This window comes from Pseudomonas hydrolytica, assembly GCF_021495345.1.
Classification (GTDB): Bacteria; Pseudomonadota; Gammaproteobacteria; order Pseudomonadales; family Pseudomonadaceae; genus Aquipseudomonas; species Aquipseudomonas hydrolytica.
Genome location: NZ_CP099397.1, coordinates 4,954,423 through 4,969,126 on the forward strand (window position 1 = coordinate 4,954,423; position 14,704 = coordinate 4,969,126).

The 14,704-nt window shown below is 58.9% G+C and carries 19 protein-coding genes; 10 read left to right on the forward strand and 9 right to left on the reverse strand.

Features of this window, described 5'->3' with window-relative positions; genetic code table 11:
• Positions 1 to 180 precede the first annotated feature (180 nt).
• The 8 genes from cysP to L1F06_RS23345 form a co-directional block, all read right to left on the reverse strand.
• Positions 181 to 1,197, reverse strand: coding sequence for a thiosulfate ABC transporter substrate-binding protein CysP (gene cysP / locus L1F06_RS23310; RefSeq protein WP_129484143.1), 1,017 nt, complete (start codon positions 1,195 to 1,197; stop codon positions 181 to 183).
• Between the two features lie 222 nt (positions 1,198 to 1,419).
• The gene (locus L1F06_RS23315) at positions 1,420 to 1,635 is read right to left on the reverse strand and encodes a TOBE domain-containing protein (RefSeq protein ID WP_003242436.1); all 216 of its coding nucleotides are present in this window, start codon (positions 1,633 to 1,635) and stop codon (positions 1,420 to 1,422) included.
• A gap of 89 nt (positions 1,636 to 1,724) precedes the next feature.
• On the reverse strand, positions 1,725 to 2,525 hold the full coding sequence (gene ssuB, locus L1F06_RS23320) for an aliphatic sulfonates ABC transporter ATP-binding protein (RefSeq protein ID WP_129484142.1): 801 nt from the start codon (positions 2,523 to 2,525) through the stop codon (positions 1,725 to 1,727).
• Positions 2,522 to 3,316 (reverse strand): aliphatic sulfonate ABC transporter permease SsuC, encoded by a 795-nt coding sequence (gene ssuC / locus L1F06_RS23325; RefSeq protein WP_129484141.1) that lies wholly within the window; start codon positions 3,314 to 3,316, stop codon positions 2,522 to 2,524. The genes ssuB and ssuC overlap by 4 nt, the downstream gene beginning before the upstream one ends.
• A 233-nt stretch (positions 3,317 to 3,549) precedes the next feature.
• On the reverse strand, positions 3,550 to 4,698 hold the full coding sequence (gene ssuD, locus L1F06_RS23330) for an FMNH2-dependent alkanesulfonate monooxygenase (protein ID WP_129484140.1): 1,149 nt from the start codon (positions 4,696 to 4,698) through the stop codon (positions 3,550 to 3,552).
• Between the two features lie 91 nt (positions 4,699 to 4,789).
• The gene (locus L1F06_RS23335) at positions 4,790 to 5,770 is read right to left on the reverse strand and encodes a sulfonate ABC transporter substrate-binding protein (protein ID WP_129484138.1); all 981 of its coding nucleotides are present in this window, start codon (positions 5,768 to 5,770) and stop codon (positions 4,790 to 4,792) included.
• Between the two features lie 76 nt (positions 5,771 to 5,846).
• Complete coding sequence (ssuE, locus tag L1F06_RS23340) at positions 5,847 to 6,440, reverse strand: NADPH-dependent FMN reductase (RefSeq protein WP_129484136.1); 594 nt, start codon at positions 6,438 to 6,440, stop codon at positions 5,847 to 5,849.
• Between the two features lie 9 nt (positions 6,441 to 6,449).
• Positions 6,450 to 7,088, reverse strand: a complete 639-nt coding sequence (locus L1F06_RS23345) for a peroxiredoxin (protein WP_012020099.1) — start codon at positions 7,086 to 7,088, stop codon at positions 6,450 to 6,452.
• A 126-nt stretch (positions 7,089 to 7,214) separates the two neighbouring features.
• On the opposite strand from L1F06_RS23345, the gene L1F06_RS23350 reads away from it, so the two are divergent.
• Entirely contained in the window at positions 7,215 to 7,670 is a 456-nt protein-coding gene (locus L1F06_RS23350; protein ID WP_129484134.1) for a GNAT family N-acetyltransferase, read from the forward strand.
• On the opposite strand, the gene chrA is transcribed toward L1F06_RS23350, so the two are convergent.
• Positions 7,665 to 8,999 carry a chromate efflux transporter gene (gene chrA, locus L1F06_RS23355; RefSeq protein ID WP_129484132.1) on the reverse strand — a complete coding sequence of 445 codons (1,335 nt, stop codon included), beginning with the start codon at positions 8,997 to 8,999 and terminating at the stop codon, positions 7,665 to 7,667. The two genes, L1F06_RS23350 and chrA, sit on opposite strands and share 6 nt — an antisense overlap.
• Before the next feature lie 489 nt (positions 9,000 to 9,488).
• On the opposite strand from chrA, the gene L1F06_RS23360 reads away from it, so the two are divergent.
• The 9 genes from L1F06_RS23360 to L1F06_RS25065 all read left to right on the forward strand — a co-directional run bounded on the left by L1F06_RS23360 (position 9,489) and on the right by L1F06_RS25065 (position 14,581).
• Positions 9,489 to 9,665: a hypothetical protein gene (locus tag L1F06_RS23360; RefSeq protein ID WP_157786536.1), complete on the forward strand. Its 177-nt coding sequence runs from the start codon at positions 9,489 to 9,491 to the stop codon at positions 9,663 to 9,665.
• A gap of 111 nt (positions 9,666 to 9,776) precedes the next feature.
• Positions 9,777 to 10,037 carry an immunity protein Imm33 domain-containing protein gene (locus tag L1F06_RS25050; RefSeq protein ID WP_435301308.1) on the forward strand — a complete coding sequence of 87 codons (261 nt, stop codon included), beginning with the start codon at positions 9,777 to 9,779 and terminating at the stop codon, positions 10,035 to 10,037.
• A 440-nt stretch (positions 10,038 to 10,477) separates the two neighbouring features.
• The gene (locus L1F06_RS23370; RefSeq protein WP_129484130.1) at positions 10,478 to 10,864 is read left to right on the forward strand and encodes a hypothetical protein; all 387 of its coding nucleotides are present in this window, start codon (positions 10,478 to 10,480) and stop codon (positions 10,862 to 10,864) included.
• Between the two features lie 128 nt (positions 10,865 to 10,992).
• Complete coding sequence (locus tag L1F06_RS23375) at positions 10,993 to 11,295, forward strand: hypothetical protein (protein ID WP_129484129.1); 303 nt, start codon at positions 10,993 to 10,995, stop codon at positions 11,293 to 11,295.
• 861 nt (positions 11,296 to 12,156) lie between these two features.
• Positions 12,157 to 12,651, forward strand: coding sequence for a hypothetical protein (locus L1F06_RS23380; protein ID WP_129484128.1), 495 nt, complete (start codon positions 12,157 to 12,159; stop codon positions 12,649 to 12,651).
• Positions 12,652 to 12,820: 169 nt separating this feature from the next.
• Positions 12,821 to 13,198: a DUF7674 family protein gene (locus L1F06_RS23385; RefSeq protein ID WP_129484127.1), complete on the forward strand. Its 378-nt coding sequence runs from the start codon at positions 12,821 to 12,823 to the stop codon at positions 13,196 to 13,198.
• A 79-nt stretch (positions 13,199 to 13,277) separates the two neighbouring features.
• The gene (locus tag L1F06_RS23390; RefSeq protein ID WP_129484126.1) at positions 13,278 to 13,742 is read left to right on the forward strand and encodes a hypothetical protein; all 465 of its coding nucleotides are present in this window, start codon (positions 13,278 to 13,280) and stop codon (positions 13,740 to 13,742) included.
• Positions 13,743 to 13,821: 79 nt separating this feature from the next.
• The gene (locus tag L1F06_RS23395; RefSeq protein ID WP_252576700.1) at positions 13,822 to 14,301 is read left to right on the forward strand and encodes a GNAT family N-acetyltransferase; all 480 of its coding nucleotides are present in this window, start codon (positions 13,822 to 13,824) and stop codon (positions 14,299 to 14,301) included.
• A gap of 118 nt (positions 14,302 to 14,419) precedes the next feature.
• Positions 14,420 to 14,581 carry a hypothetical protein gene (locus tag L1F06_RS25065; protein ID WP_492759479.1) on the forward strand — a complete coding sequence of 54 codons (162 nt, stop codon included), beginning with the start codon at positions 14,420 to 14,422 and terminating at the stop codon, positions 14,579 to 14,581.
• Positions 14,582 to 14,704 lie beyond the last annotated feature (123 nt).

Here is a 14,704-nt window from a genome sequence, read left to right on the forward strand (position 1 = left end):
GTGTCACAACACGGATCAAATGCCGACATGGGGTCGGGTGCTTTGCGCTAGGGTCGCTGCGCGCACCGTGAAGGCTACGGTGCGTACCTGGTGCGCAAGGCGCACCCTACGAAAGCAGTCCGACCGACAGCTGATCTGTGGCGTAACACCAAGGCGGGCTACACCCGCCTTGCGTCCCGGTCAGCGACCGGCAGCCAGAAGCTGGTCGAGGATACCACCGTTGTCGAAGTGCTTGGCGGTGATCTCGTCCCAGCTGCCCAGCAGCTTGGTCGGGTTGATCAGACGCACCGGCGCGAACTGCGCCTTGGTCGCCTCGACCACTTCCGGGTGGTGCACGCGGTAGTTGTAACGGGTCAGCAGCTGCTGGATGTCCTTGCTGTACTGGAAGTCGAGGAAGGCCTTGGCCTGCTCGCGGGTGCCGCGCTCGTCGGCCACCTTGTCGACGATGGCCACCGGGAACTCGGCCAGCACGCTGACTTCCGGCACCACGATTTCCAGGTTGGCGGACTTGAACTCGTCACCCTTGGCGATGTTGATCACTTCCGACTCGAAGGTCAGCAGCACGTCGCCCTGACCGTTCTGGGCGAAGGCCACGGTGGCGCCACGGCCGCCGGTGGGGAAGTTCTCGACGTTCTTCAGCAGCTTGCCGACGAAGGCCTTGATCTTCTCCTCGTCGCCGTTGAACTTCTCGTTGGCGAACAGCCAGGCGCCCAGGTAGCTGTAGCGGGCGTTGCCGGAGGTTTTCGGGTTGGGGAACACCAGCTTCACGTCATCGCGAATCAGGTCGTCCCAGCTCTTGATGTTCTTCGGGTTGCCTTCGCGCACCAGGAAGGCGGTGGTGCTGTAGTACGGCGAGCTGTTGTTGGGGAACTGCTGGGCCCAGTCCTCGCGCAGCAGCTTGCGCTTGGCCAGGATGTCCACGTCGGTCACCTGGTTGAAGGTGACCACGTCGACCTTCTTGCCCTGAATGATGTCCTGCGCCTGGCGCGAGGTGCCGGCGAAGGACTGGATGATCTTCACTTCCTTGCCGCTCTGCTGCTTCCAGTGCTCGACGAACAGCGGGTTGATCTCGCCGAACAGTTCGCGGGCGATGTCGTAGGAGGCGTTGTGGAATGGGGTATCGGCGGCGGCATGGCTCAGCGAGCCAGTCAGCAGGGTGGCGCTGGCCACGGTGGCCAGAACGATCTTCTTCAGCATCTGAGGCTTCCTTATCGACGGAGGGCCTGCACGCAGGCGTTTTGATGGCTCGATTCTGCAGAAAAGATATATAGCCGAAAAATATCTTTTTCTTATCTGTTTATAACTGAACCTGCAGAAAAGGCTCGGCCGTATGGGTCGGCAAGGATAAGGCATGTCGCCGCACAGGCGAAGGGAAAGGCGCCCTGCCCCGATCAGGCCGACCGGGGCGGCGCGAGGGGATCAGAGCTTGGCGATGGACACCTCGGTGGATTTGACGAAGGCGATCACTTCGCTGCCGACCTGCAGTTCCAGCTCGCGCACGGAACGGGTGGTGATCACCGAGGTGACGATGCCGGCGGCGGTCTGCACGTCGATTTCCGAGAGCACGTCGCCGATAACGATCTCCTTGATGCTGCCCTTGAACTGGTTACGCACGTTGATGGCTTTTATGGTCATGGTGTTTCTCCTGATGGTCCACTGATGTAGCCCGGATGCAATCCGGGGAAATTGCATAACCGCACCCGGATGGCATCCGGGCTACGGCCTCACAGCGCCCAACGCAATTGCGTGGGCAGGGGTGATACGGGGTCGGGCGGCGTCGGCAGCTCCGGCTGCGCCAGCACCCGGTCGAGCACGCGCGCTTCCAGCGCCGCCAGCAGCGGCGAGCCATGCGGACGCGGACGAATCAGTTGCACATCGAGGTCGAGGCCGATCTGGCCGTGCTCGATGAGGATCACCCGGTCCGCCACGGCCACCGCCTCGGCGACGTCGTGAGTGACCAGCAGCACGGTGAAACCATGCTGCTGCCACAGGCGCTCGATCAGTTGCTGCATCTCGATCCGCGTCAGCGCATCCAGCGCGCCCAGCGGTTCGTCGAGCAGCAGCAGGCGCGGCCGATGGATCAGCGCGCGGGCCAGGGCCACGCGCTGCTTCTGCCCGCCGGACAGCGCCGCCGGCCACTCACCTGCGCGGTCCGCCAGGCCGACCGCGGCCAGCGCTTCCTCAGCCTGCTGGCGCCAGTTGCCGGAAAGGCCCAGGCCGACGTTGTCGATCACCCGCTTCCAGGGCAGCAGGCGCGCATCCTGGAACATCAGGCGAATGTCCTCGCGCACCGCGTTGAGCGAGCCGCTGCCGGCCAGCAACTGGCCGCCGCTGGGCTGATCCAGCCCGGCCAGCAGGCGCAGCAGCGTGCTCTTGCCGCAGCCGCTGCGGCCGACCACGGCGACGAACTGGCCAGCCGGGATATGCAGGTCGATGCCCTTGAGCACCCGACGCTCACCGAAGGATTTCTCGATCCTCTCGATTACCAGGGGGATGCCCTGGCGGATGCTGTGCAGTGCAGTCATTGGCCACCTGCCTTGGCCTGGTAGGCCGGGTGCCAGCGCAGCCACACACGCTCCAGGCCCCTGGCCGCGACGTCCGCCAGCTTGCCGAGCAGCGCATAGAGCAGGATCGCCAGCACCACCACGTCGGTCTGCAGGAACTCGCGGGCGTTCATCGCCAGGTAGCCGATGCCGCTGCTGGCGGAGATGGTCTCGGCGGCGATCAGGGTCAGCCACATGAAACCCAGGGCGAATCGCACGCCGACCAGGATCGACGGCAGCGCACCGGGCAGGATCACCTGACGGAACAGCGAGAAGCCGGACAGGCCATAGCTGCGCGCCATCTCCACCAGCGCCGGGTCGACGTTGCGGATGCCGTGGTAGGTATTGAGGTAGATGGGGAACAGGGTGCCGAGCGCGACCAGGAACACCTTGGCCGCCTCGTCGATGCCGAACCAGAGGATCACCAGCGGGATCAGCGCCAGATGCGGCACGTTGCGGATCATCTGCACCGAGCTGTCGAGAAAGCGCTCGCCCCATTTCGACAGGCCGGTGATAAAGCCCAGCAGCAGGCCGATACCGCCGCCGATGGCGAAGCCGATGCCGGCGCGCTGGCCGCTGATCGCCAGGTGCTGCCAGATTTCCCCGGAGGCCAGCAGCGCCCAGCCGGCGGCCAGCACCGCACTGGGCGCCGGCAGAATGCGACTGGACAGCCAGCCACTGGCCACCGCCAGCTGCCAGGCGGCCAGCAGCCCCAGCGGCAAGGCCCAGGGCGCAGCGCGCAGGGCCAGTTTGTTAAGGGTCGTGTTGCTCATGGTTGCCTCGAAAACCTTGTAGCGTCTGTATTCCCCGGATTGCATCCGGGCTACTGGCTGAGAAAGCCCCTCTCCCCCCAGCCTCCCCCATCAATGGGAGAGCCTGAGCATCGATCCGTAGGGTGCGCCATGCGCACCAGTGGGACCGCAGGCAATCGCGGTGCGCATGGCGCACCCTACGATCAGGTCCGTAGCCCGGATGCAATCCGGGAAAACCTTCATCCGCGCTTACCTCAACTCGCCGCAGCCGCCTTCGGCAGAATGTCGCTGGAGATCATTTCGCCGAACGGGCTGACATAACCGCGACTCTCCGGGCGCGCAGGCGCGGCCACATCCAGGTGCGGGAAGAGCAGCTCGGCGACGCGGTACGACTCCTCCAGATGCGGGTAGCCGGAAAAGATGAAGGTGTCGATGCCGAGCTCCGCGTACTCCCTGACCCGCGCCGCCACGGTCGGGCCGTCGCCGACCAGGGCGGTGCCGGCGCCGCCGCGCACCAGGCCGACACCGGCCCAGAGGTTCGGCGACACTTCCAGGTTGTCGGTCTTGCCGCCGTGCAGGGCGGCCATGCGCTGCTGGCCGACCGAGTCGAAGCGCGCCAGCGAGGCCTGGGCGCGGTCGATGGTGTCCTGGTCCAGATGGCTGATCAGGCGATCCGCCGCAGCCCAGGCCTCCTCATTGGTCTCGCGCACGATCACGTGCAGGCGAATGCCGAAGCGCACTTCACGCCCCTGCTTGGCCGCCTTTTCACGCACCTGGGCGATCTTCTCGGCCACCGCAGCCGGCGGCTCGCCCCAGGTCAGGTACAGCTCGACCTGCTCGGCGGCCAGGTCCTGCGCCGCGTCGGAGGAGCCACCGAAATACAGCGGCGGACGCGGCTGCTGGATCGGCGGATAGAGCAGCTTGGCGCCCTTCACCTGGATGTGCTTGCCGTCGTAGTCGACGGTTTCGCCTTCCAGCACGCGGCGCCAGATACGGGTGAATTCGACCGACGCCTCGTAGCGTTCGGCATGCGACAGGTGCAGACCGTCGCCGGCCAGCTCGTCCGGATCGCCGCCGGTCACCAGGTTGAACAGCGCACGGCCGTTGGACAGGCGATCCAGGGTCGCCGCCTGGCGCGCAGCCACGGTCGGCGAAATGATCCCCGGGCGCAGCGCGACGAGAAACTTCAGGTTCTGCGTCACCGGGATCAGCGAGGCCGCCACCAGCCAGGAGTCCTCGCAGGAACGCCCGGTGGGAATCAGCACGCCGCTGTAACCGAGGCGGTCGGCGGCCTGGGCTATCTGCGCCAGGTAGCCGTGGTCGACGGCGCGGGCGCCTTCGGCGGTGCCCAGGTACTTGCCATCGCCATGGGTAGGCAGGAACCAGAAGATATTGAGGCTCATGGAGTGGTCTCCTTTTGCGAAAGCGTTGACGTAGCCCGGATGCAATCCGGGAATACCGTGCAGCTGTCCCGGATCGCATCCGGGCTACGGGTTACTGGGCCTGGGCAACCTTGGCCGGCTGCCGCCAGATCACCTCGGTAATGCTCAGGCGCTTGGGGATCAGCTTCAGATCGCTGAAGGTGTCGGCGATCTTCTGCTGCGCACTCACCACGTCGGCGGTGATCAGCTGCGCGCCGTAGCTCTGCCGCTGCACCGCGGTACGGGTGATCTCGGGAGACAGACCCAGCAGCGGCGCAACCTGGGCGGTGGCTTCGTCGACGTTGGCGCGAGTCCACTCGCCGGTCTTGCGAATCTCGTCCACCAGGGCGACCACTACCTCGGGGTGCTTTTCGGCGAAGGGACGCGCGGCCAGGTAGAACTGGTGGTTGCTCACCAGGCCCTGGCCGTCGCGCAGGGTACGGGCCTGCAGCTGCTGTTCGGCGGCCGCCTGGAAGGGGTCCCAGATCACCCAGGCGTCGACGCTGCCACGCTCGAACGCGGCGCGGGCATCGGCAGGCGGCAGGTACACGGGGGTGATATCGCTGATGCTCAGGCCGGCTTCCTCCAACGCGCGCACCAGCAGGTAATGCACGTTGGAGCCCTTGTTCAGGGCGACCTTCTTGCCCTTGAGTTCGGCCACCGTTTCGATCGGCGAATCCTTGGGCAGCAGAATCGCCTCGCTGAGCGGCGCCGGCGGCTCGAAGGCCACGTAGAGCAGATCGGCGCCGGCTGCCTGGGCGAATACCGGCGGCGTCTCGCCCGTGGTGCCGAAGTCGATGGAGCCCACGTTGAGCCCTTCGAGCAGCTGCGGGCCCGCCGGGAACTCGGTCCACTGCACCTTGACGCCCTGTTCGGCCAGGCGTTTTTCCAGCGCACCGCTGGATTTGAGCAGCACCAGGGTGCCGTACTTCTGATAGCCGATCCGCAACACGCTTTCGTTATCAGAAGCGGCCTGTGCTTGAGTGATGGCGCCGAAGGAAATGGCCGCGGCAAACAGGGCGACCAGACTCCGACGCAAAGTGTTGGCGCCCATGGCGACCTCCTTTGCAAGTTGAGTGTGGGCCTGCTTGCCCGTTGGCGGGCGAGTAAGGCGGGGTGTTACGGGTGGTTCAGATGCTCCAGCGGGCGTTCACCAGCCGGTCGTTCAATACGTTCGGGTCGATCGGTTGCGGCCGCCGCGCCAGGGCGGCGGTCAGTTGTTCCAGTGCCTCGTCGAGGCGCTCGCGCAGCTCGTCGTCGATCTGCGCAGGCCTGTCCCCTTCCGGGTAGGCGATCTGCTTGTCCACGGCGAACACGCCGCTGAGCATCTCCTGCGCCTTCAGCGCAGCCAGCACCGGCTTGAGGGCGTAGTCCACCGCCAACAGGTGCGCCGGGCTGCCACCACTGGCCAGCGGCAGCACCACCTTGTGCGCCAGGGCGCGCTCGGGCAGCAGATCGAGCAGCACCTTCAGCGCGCCGGTGAACGATGCCTTGTACACCGGCGTGCCAACCACCAGGCCATCGGCGCTGGCCACCACGGCCTGCAGCTGGCGGACAGCCGGGCTGTCGAAGCGCGCATGCAGCAGATCCTCGGCGGCAAAATCGCGCACCCGCAGCAGGCTCACTTCCACCTGCTGCGCCTCCAGGCGCTGGCGTACATGGTCCAGCAGCACTTCGGTGCGCGAACGCGCCGCTGGGCTGCCGGTGAGCAATACGACATGCATGGTCAGTCCTTAGCGATTCGGTTGCGGCGTCAGGCGCAGGTAGGGTTTGACCGCGCGGTAGCCCTTGGGGAAGCGCTGGGCGATCTCGGCTTCGTCTTTGAGCGACGGCACGATCACCACCTCTTCACCGTCCTGCCAGTTGGCCGGAGTGGCGACCTTGTAGTTGTCGGTCAGCTGCAGCGAGTCGACCACGCGAAGGATCTCGTGGAAATTGCGCCCGGTGCTGGCTGGATAGGTGATGGTCAGGCGCACCTTCTTGTTCGGGTCGATGACGAACAGCGAACGCACGGTCAGGGTGTCGTTGGCGTTCGGGTGGATCAGGTCGTAGAGGTCGGACACCTTGCGGTCGGCATCGGCGATGATCGGGAAATTGACCGCGGTGTTCTGCGTCTCGTTGATGTCGTCGATCCATTTCAGGTGCGAATCCACCGGGTCGACCGACAGGGCGATGGCCTTGACGCCGCGCTTGGCGAATTCATCCTTCAGCTTGGCGGTGAAGCCCAGCTCGGTGGTGCACACCGGCGTGAAGTCGGCCGGGTGGGAGAAGAGGATGCCCCAGCTGTCACCCAGCCACTCGTGGAAGCGAATGCGGCCTTCGCTGGAATCCTGTTCGAAGTCAGGGGCGATGTCGCCCAGGCGGATGGTCATGAAGATGCTCCTTGGCAGTGGCTTGCGTGGTGCCCACTATGCTCAGGAACGAAACGAAACAAAAAGAATAAATAAAAATTTATTTATAACTTAAAGCTATTTACGCAATACGGATGGAGCCGCCCCATGCCCAATCCCAGCCTGCACAGCATCCCCAGCGTTCAGGCGCCGCTGCACCTTCTGCTGGAAGCCGACCCCAGCACAGAGCTCATCGCCGGCTACCTGCACGACTGCCATTGCGTGGTGGCACGCCTGGGCGAAGCGACCGTCGGCGTCTATCTGCTCAAGGCGCTGGGCGCCGAGACCTGGGAGCTGATGAATATCGCCGTAGCGCCCGAGCATCAGGGCCGGGGCATCGGCGCCCTGCTGCTGCGCCACGCCATCGACCAGGCCCGGCAGCTCGGCGCCAAACGCCTGGAACTGGGCACCGGCAGCTTCGGCCACCAGCTGACCTTCTACCAGCGCGCCGGCTTTCGCGTGGTGGCGGTGGAGCCGGATTACTTCCTCACCCACTACCCCGAGCCCCTGTTCGAGAACGGCCTGCAACACCGCGACCGTCTGCGCCTGGCGCTGACGCTATAGCAGCAGGTGCGCCGCCAGCCCCACCGCGGCGCACCCGACGATGGTCTCGATCACCCCGCGCTTGAACTTGAACAGGGCCAACGCCGCCCCGCTGGCGATCAACGCCGATACCCAGTCAAACGTGCCGGCGAAGCCCTCCGGCCACAACACGTGGTACCCGAAGAACAGCGCCAGGTTGAGGATCACCCCCACCACGGCGGCGGTGATGCCGGTCAGCGGCGCGGTGAACTTCAGCTCGCCATGGGTCGACTCCACCAGCGGCCCGCCGGCGAGGATGAACAAGAACGACGGCAGGAAGGTGAACCAGGTGACCAGGCAGGCTGCCAGCGCGCCACTGGCGAAGGCCGAATCGCCACCGAACACCGGCTGCCCATAGGCGCCAACGAAGGCGACGAAGGCCACCACCATGATCAGCGGCCCCGGTGTGGTCTCGCCCAGGGCCAGACCATCGATCATCTGCGTCGGCGTCAGCCAGCCGTAGTAGCCGACCGCGCCCTGATAGACATAGGGCAGCACCGCATAAGCACCGCCGAAGGTCAGCAACGCCGCCTTGGTGAAGAACCAGCCCATCTGCGTCAGGCTGCCGTCCCAGCCGAACGCCAGGGTCAGCAAGCCCATGGGCAGCAGCCACAGCGCAGCGCCCACCAGCAGGATCAGCGCCAGGCGCGGCAGGCGGAAGCGGGTATGCGCCAGGCGGGTATCGTCCTCGATCAGCGCCGCGCCATAGGACTTGTCCGCCGCACCGTGGCCGCCGCCGACGGCGAAATGCTGCGGCGCCAACTGCCCGCCGATGTAACCGAGCAGCGCCGCACCGAGCACGATCAGCGGGAACGGCAGCTGCAGCACGAAGATGGCCACGAAGGCCGCCGCCGCGATGGCCCACAGCCAGCGATTCTTCAGCGCCCGACCGCCAATGCGCCAGGCCGCCTGCACCACGATGGCGGTCACCGCCGGCTTGATGCCGTAGAAGATCCCGGCCACCAGCGGCACGTCACCGAACACCAGATAGACCCAGGACAGCGCGACTAGAATCAGCAGCGACGGCAGCACGAACAGCACCCCGGCGATCACCCCGCCCCAGGTTCGGTGCATCAGCCAGCCGATATAGGTGGCCAACTGCTGCGCCTCCGGCCCGGGCAGCAACATGCAGTAATTCAGCGCATGCAGAAAGCGCCGCTCGGACAACCAGCGGCGCTTCTCCACCAGCTCCTGATGCATGATCGAAATCTGCCCCGCCGGCCCACCGAAACTGATCAACCCCAGCTTCAACCAGAACCAGAAGGCTTGCAGCAAACTGACCGGGGCGGGACGCTCAGGGGACTCGGACATCGAAGGGCTCCATCGGTGGACAAAATCGACCGGCCACTATAGCCGCATAACGTGACCGCCGCGCGACACCGAACGAAAAATCACCATCCCCACGCAGCCCTTGCCCCACCTGGCCCGGACGAGTTTTCCCGCATCTTATCCACAGCACTTTCCCCAGATTCTGTGCACGACGCCAGGTAACAAGTCTCCGCCTTGCCAGGCGGTTGAAAAATCATCGCAACTTATTGATTCATCGCGATATAGCGTGTGGCGATAACACCAGCAAAGCGTCATTGGGCAAAAACTGAACGGCCTGCCCTGGCCCGCTTGAATGCTAGGCGCGAAGCGCTTTTGCAAAGGTTATCCACAGCGCTGTTAACAGATTCTGTGGGTGGCAAGGGGATACCTCAATCCCTGCCCTTCCAAGCGGATACTGATAGCGATGTAGGCGCAATGGCATTTTGCCCAGCCAGCATGGACAGGCTCGCTATGGATGGACTAGTTTCGAGCGTGAATCTGCTGACGCAGTCGATCAGCAGCTTGGGCTTGCCGTCATCCATGTCGCGTTTCTCCCAGAGTGCTGTCGCGTTTGCCGCGAGCATCTTCAGGCCAGACAAGGATTTGCAGGACGACAAGGAAGGTTATGCGACAGCTGTCGTGGGCAAACGCGACAGCCGTGTCGCCTAATTAATAGTTATGCACCTTCGGAGTAGTACCGTGAAAATCCTGAAGGAACAGACCATCTGCGAATAGAAGAATGTTGCCCCTCAAAAACCAGAGAGCGGGTCAAAACTTGGAATGGCTCTAAGCACCTTGGGACAGCTTCCAATTAACGGACTGAGGCATAAACCAGAGAATGGCACTAATGGCTGGTACATATGGTGCGGCGCCGAGATGTCCGACGCTGACGATTTCTTTTCTCCGTTGCATATAGAGCACATCGACAGCTATCTCCCAGAGGTGGCCGGCTATCTTGATCTACCTGCCGGTTACCGCTTTCAGATTGACGGCAATAATTTCGAAGACGTATGGTTTGATCCCGAGTTGCTTAATGCGTAACAACTGGTTCAAATCGCTCGCTCCGCTCGCTGGGACGGGCTAAAGCCCGCCCCTTAACCAAACGTTAGAGGCAACAATGAGTTTTCGCGGCTACATCCACGAAATCTGGCTATGTCCAAGTGACGATGGGGAGCTACTACCATCTTGTATTCCCTTTGGGCCCGCAGGTAATTCCGCACGCGAGCTAAATGAACCTGGTAGCGTCTGTATCTGGCTATTTTTTGCAAACTCTCATTTTGAAGCCATGCAAATTTACTATCAGTTCAACGAGTTAGGCGAATACACGACGTCAGAGCAACAAGATCATCAGCCATATCCTGAGTCTTGGCACATTGAACAACAGAACTACCTGTGCAGCCTCTAACTAGTGGTTCAAATCGTTCGCTGCGCTCACTGGGACGGGCTAAAGCCCGCCCCTTAACCAAACGTTAGGCTACAAAATGAGTCTCGACATTCACCTTGAAGCCGATGAGCGACTTTCAATAACCACTGTCTCTACGGCATTGAAAGAACTCGGCGCACTGGATAGAAACAGTGATAACCATACGGCCGAAGGAATTTTCGAATCAGGATTATCAGTGAGCGCCGCGTGCGAACTAGATGACCACACGCTATACGCGGAAGACACTAAAGGCATGAATTTCCCTGTAGCAATTCGTTGTTACATACGAATAAAAGGGCCGGAGCCAGAAGGCTACTCTGCGTTTGGTGATCTAGAGCGTTTTGTAAAGCACATTGCAACCAAAACGGATGCTAACTTTGTGGTTTCGTTCCAGTACGAATCAGCGTTATATTGGAAGAATAGCGATGGTTTGCACACCGCCTAACTAGTGGTTCAAAACGCTCGCTTCGCTCACTGGGACGGGCTAAAGCCCGCCCCTTAACCAAACGTTAGAGGCTTTCCATGGCTAGTGTATGGCTTGAGCTATTCAACCCGAAGCAGCACGCGGACTTCATGAGCACCTCTCACGTTGGAGGTGTGTTGCCTGAGAAGAGAAACAACCTTTTACCTAAGAAAGTCCTTTGCGTCGAGGTCTGCTCATTTACATTTCAGTTCTTATCTGAGCCCCAGCTTCAAGAAGCAATCTCATACTTCTCTAAAAAAACACATCCAAGTACTAGAGAATACAATAATGGTCTTGAGCATTATTGGCAAAAATGGTTTGAGCGCCTTCCGCCAGGCTTGGTGAGTACCGGTAAACGACAAAAAGTGTTAGCTGCGTTACAGAAGGCAAAACTTATCGCTGGCAGCCTCTAACAACTGGTTCAAATCGTTCGCTTCGCTCACTGGGACGGGCTAAAGCCCGCCCCTTAACCAAACGTTAGATATTGATATGAATAAGCCTCAAACCGTCTTGAATATCGCAGGCCCTTGGTCTGGAGATGCTACAACTAGCTTAATGGAGCGATGTAAGTCCGCTTGGGATGTGCCCATACCAGAACTATCTGATCTAATGATTGCTACGTTTTTGACGCAAGGTATCGCGATCTCAGAGGTTCTTGCCGAGGCGGAGCGTCGGCTAATTTTCGAGGAACGGGATGATACAGAATTCTTTGATGGACAACTGAAAGAGGCGGTTCAGACTGCGAGGGGCATCTAACAAGGCGCTCAAATCACTCACTTCGTTCGCTGGGACTGGCTAAAGCCAGCCCTTTAGCTTAATCGTTATACACACACGGTAAAAGTTCAGAATGAATAAAATTTCATCTTTTCTGGTTACCTGCATCTCTCTATCGTGGCTATACAGATGCATTTCGGCCGACTGGGAGTTTCTGATACCAGCGGCCATCTTCGCTGCTTGTTCAATTTACTTGTATAAAGGCAACAAAATAGCAACGTGGTGCGCCTTCGCTTTCACCTCATTAAACATTTTGGCCAATAATCTGGTTATTAATTTAATTGAGGAAAGGCAACATCCAGCATTCTCCGATAGAGATACCAATTGAACTACAAATATCTACTCCGCAATCTTTGGTTACGTTACTATTTTTGTTAGCTTCTTTTTGGTTTCCTAAATCCAAAAGCGTATAACAAATGGTTCAAATCGCTCGCTCCGCTCGCTGGGACGGGCTAAAGCCCGCCCCTTAACCAAACGTTAGATTTACCGTCGAGCCAGCTATGTGGCGAGTATTAAAATATCTTTCCTGGGCACTAGGCGCACTATTTTCGCTGACAGCAGTTATTCTTTTTCATCTAGCTGGCGGTGGAACTATTGTGCACGAGTATTTCCGGCATGATCCACCAGAAGAGCTGGAATTCTCATTCGGCCTTTGTGAATCGGAACCACGCAAACCCACCCGTCCAGAGGAAATACTTTGGAAGGAAAACACAGCTACGATCAATGTAATCCTGTCGCCGAACTGCGGAACAACTTGGCTGCTTGGTAATTATAAAGTCGAAGAAGGCAGCAAGCTTGTTCTCGGTTACAAAAGCATTGTGCCGTCCATAATCGGATGCGACTGCAACTACCCTGCAACCTATCGAATCAAAGGACTGGAAAATAAAGAGTACGAAATTGAGCTCAGGGAATATGCTTTTATTAACAAAGTACCGTGGCTGATGCAAAAAATTGCCGATATGGATCAAGACATTGTTATAACTGAGGAATTCTGAATGCAATCCATGCGGGCAAAATTCAGTACCGGCAGTTCTATCTTTCAACAGTTCGCCGCGAAAGCCACAGCATCAGGAGAACCATTTCTAACAATTGGTTCAAATCGTTCGCTTCGCTCACTGGGACGGGCTAAAGCCCGCCCCTTAACCAAACGTTAGAGCTAAAAGCATGGAAGCCCCCCTAGACCTATACAACTTTGTCAGATCAAACTTCCCAGAAATTACCGCCAAAGCTGACCGTGAGCACATTCGGCTTTGGGGCGAGCTAGACCCGGGGTTTGCATATTCTTGGTTTGGCAGTTTGGCTAATGCTCTGAATTCAGAAATGTGCAAAGGCACAAATCACGAGAGCCACTCGGAGCTATTCATATTCATCAGTAACAGTCTTGAAAATTGCACAAAAGAAATTTATAACTGCATTGATGTTTCGTTTACTGAAAATTTGTTCTGGCAGGTTCCAAGCAAAAAAGCAGCTCCCTACTGGCACGCCCTGCCTGAACCACTCAAAGAGCTATATTTAGGTTTCCATCGGCGTGCACCGCTCTAACAAATGGTTCAAGCCGCTCGCTTCGCTCACTCGGGACCGGCTAAAGCCGGCCCCTTAACCAAACGTTAGGCTAATCTTAATGTTCTTCGCAAGCCTTGCAGCCATAGTTACGCCTTCGCTCATCATTGCTCTAACTGCTGTAGCGCTTGGCGGGTCGCCCTCAGATGGTTTAATTCCAACATTTATCTTATATGGTCTAATTATTTCTACTGCTCACTTTATCGTAATGGGGCTACCTACTCTAACCCTGCTAAATAAATTCAACCTTCTCAAATTAAAGCATGTGATATCGGCCGGATTCTTAATAGCAATCATCCCAACCGGCATCTATAGATGGCCTTTCCCAGATGGCCAGTTCATCGGGACAATAGAGGCACAAATATATGGATTCAACGTAGTCAAAAATATAAATGGTGCGCCAACCCTGTGGGGCTGGTTAATATATCTAAAAGAGACATTTACTCCCGGAGTACTATTTGGCATTCCAGCAGCATTTGCTTTCTGGTACTTTTATGAAGGTAATACGGCGCGAGAGCCTAACTAGTGGTTCAAATCGTTCGCTGCGCTCACTGGGACGGGCTAAAGCCCGCCCCTTAACCAAACGTTAGGCATCAGAGTCCACTATGCGCGTCGAACAAGAGTCCCCCAATCAGCCGGATGTCATAGCTCTCATCGCAGATCTCGATGCTTATCAAGACTCTCTGTATCCGGCAGAGGCGCGTTATGCGCTCGACCTCGCGTCACTCTCCAAACCCAATGTCCTTTTTGTCGTTGCAAGAGATGAACAACACGCTGCCCTAGGCTGTGGCGCTGTCGTCATGAATGACTTATACGGCGAGGTCAAGCGCATGTATGTGCTACCCGAAGCCAGGGGCAAAGGTATTGCAAAGAAACTCATCGCCACCCTAGAGGCAAGTGCCTACGAGTCAGGCTGCAGAGAGCTCATGCTTGAAACCGGGCCATATCAACCGGAGGCACTGAGGTTCTACACAAATCAAGGCTATACGCGTCGAGGCGCATTCGGCTCATATCCCGAGCATCCGCTCAGCGTCTTTATGGGCAAGTCACTCAGTTCAGCAACCAGCGCAAGTTCTGATGCCTAACAACTGGTTCAAACCGTTCGCTTCGCTCACTGGGACGGGCTAAAGCCCGCCCCTTAACCAAACGTTAGGCAATCCACGGATGATCTTCGGCAACAAGTCAGACTTCGCAATTGAGGCGATGATCGAGCCACATTTAGAACCGCCTTCTGAACCATGGGGCCGGCTATGCATATGGGTATCGGGCACACAAATCGGCGATTTTGATGATCCACACTGCGGCTTATACAATTGCCACGCAAGTTTCCAAGAAATATCTAAAAGACTAGATACACTATCGTAAAAGGGGACGGATATATTTATTGAGCCGCCTCGTTAGCTGAAAATAATGCCCTTTTTCCCGTTTCAGTGCCGCCATATTTCCTACCAAATCTCACAACCAAAGCCCCGGATTACATCCGGGCTA

Bases quoted from the DNA above. Each gene is read 5' to 3' on its own strand.
- chrA (WP_129484132.1), bottom strand. From the start codon at position 8,999: ATGTCCGAGTCCCCTGAGCGTCCCGCCCCGGTCAGTTTGCTGCAAGCC.
- L1F06_RS25065 (WP_492759479.1), top strand. From the start codon at position 14,420: ATGATCGAGCCACATTTAGAACCGCCTTCTGAACCATGGGGCCGGCTA.
- L1F06_RS23370 (WP_129484130.1), top strand. From the start codon at position 10,478: ATGAGTCTCGACATTCACCTTGAAGCCGATGAGCGACTTTCAATAACC.
- ssuB (WP_129484142.1), bottom strand. From the start codon at position 2,525: ATGACTGCACTGCACAGCATCCGCCAGGGCATCCCCCTGGTAATCGAG.
- L1F06_RS23350 (WP_129484134.1), top strand. From the start codon at position 7,215: ATGCCCAATCCCAGCCTGCACAGCATCCCCAGCGTTCAGGCGCCGCTG.
- L1F06_RS23315 (WP_003242436.1), bottom strand. From the start codon at position 1,635: ATGACCATAAAAGCCATCAACGTGCGTAACCAGTTCAAGGGCAGCATC.
- L1F06_RS25050 (WP_435301308.1), top strand. From the start codon at position 9,777: ATGGCTCTAAGCACCTTGGGACAGCTTCCAATTAACGGACTGAGGCAT.
- L1F06_RS23375 (WP_129484129.1), top strand. From the start codon at position 10,993: ATGAGCACCTCTCACGTTGGAGGTGTGTTGCCTGAGAAGAGAAACAAC.
- cysP (WP_129484143.1), bottom strand. From the start codon at position 1,197: ATGCTGAAGAAGATCGTTCTGGCCACCGTGGCCAGCGCCACCCTGCTG.
- L1F06_RS23335 (WP_129484138.1), bottom strand. From the start codon at position 5,770: ATGGGCGCCAACACTTTGCGTCGGAGTCTGGTCGCCCTGTTTGCCGCG.
- ssuD (WP_129484140.1), bottom strand. From the start codon at position 4,698: ATGAGCCTCAATATCTTCTGGTTCCTGCCTACCCATGGCGATGGCAAG.
- L1F06_RS23380 (WP_129484128.1), top strand. From the start codon at position 12,157: ATGTGGCGAGTATTAAAATATCTTTCCTGGGCACTAGGCGCACTATTT.
- L1F06_RS23390 (WP_129484126.1), top strand. From the start codon at position 13,278: ATGTTCTTCGCAAGCCTTGCAGCCATAGTTACGCCTTCGCTCATCATT.
- ssuC (WP_129484141.1), bottom strand. From the start codon at position 3,316: ATGAGCAACACGACCCTTAACAAACTGGCCCTGCGCGCTGCGCCCTGG.
- L1F06_RS23395 (WP_252576700.1), top strand. From the start codon at position 13,822: ATGCGCGTCGAACAAGAGTCCCCCAATCAGCCGGATGTCATAGCTCTC.
- L1F06_RS23385 (WP_129484127.1), top strand. From the start codon at position 12,821: ATGGAAGCCCCCCTAGACCTATACAACTTTGTCAGATCAAACTTCCCA.
- ssuE (WP_129484136.1), bottom strand. From the start codon at position 6,440: ATGCATGTCGTATTGCTCACCGGCAGCCCAGCGGCGCGTTCGCGCACC.
- L1F06_RS23345 (WP_012020099.1), bottom strand. From the start codon at position 7,088: ATGACCATCCGCCTGGGCGACATCGCCCCTGACTTCGAACAGGATTCC.